The 251-nt window shown below is 58.6% G+C and carries 1 pseudogene; it reads right to left on the bottom strand.

What is annotated here, in order from left to right:
• Positions 1–251 (bottom strand): annotated as a pseudogene (locus GWC77_RS30030) (DDE-type integrase/transposase/recombinase); the annotation flags it as partial.

The following is a 251-nucleotide window of genomic DNA, read 5'->3' on the forward strand; positions in this document are numbered from 1 at the left end:
CGGCCGGCTTTGACCAACTCGACCATCTGCGCCCGAAATTCCGGCGCGTAGGGGTTGTGGTGCTTTCCCATGGCAGGCACCTCCTGTTCCAAAGGATAGGTGTCCACGAAACCGGGTCAACTCCAGTAACGGCGTGCGGCAAGCTTGTCACGATGGGCACGCAGCAGGAAATCGACCGTATTGCCTTGCTTGTCGACGGCGCGGTACAGATATTTCCAGTGGCCCTTGACCTTCACGTAGGTCTCGTCCAT

Origin of the sequence: Paraburkholderia sp. NMBU_R16 (assembly GCF_013282575.1) — a bacterium.
Taxonomy (GTDB): Bacteria; Pseudomonadota; Gammaproteobacteria; order Burkholderiales; family Burkholderiaceae; genus Trinickia.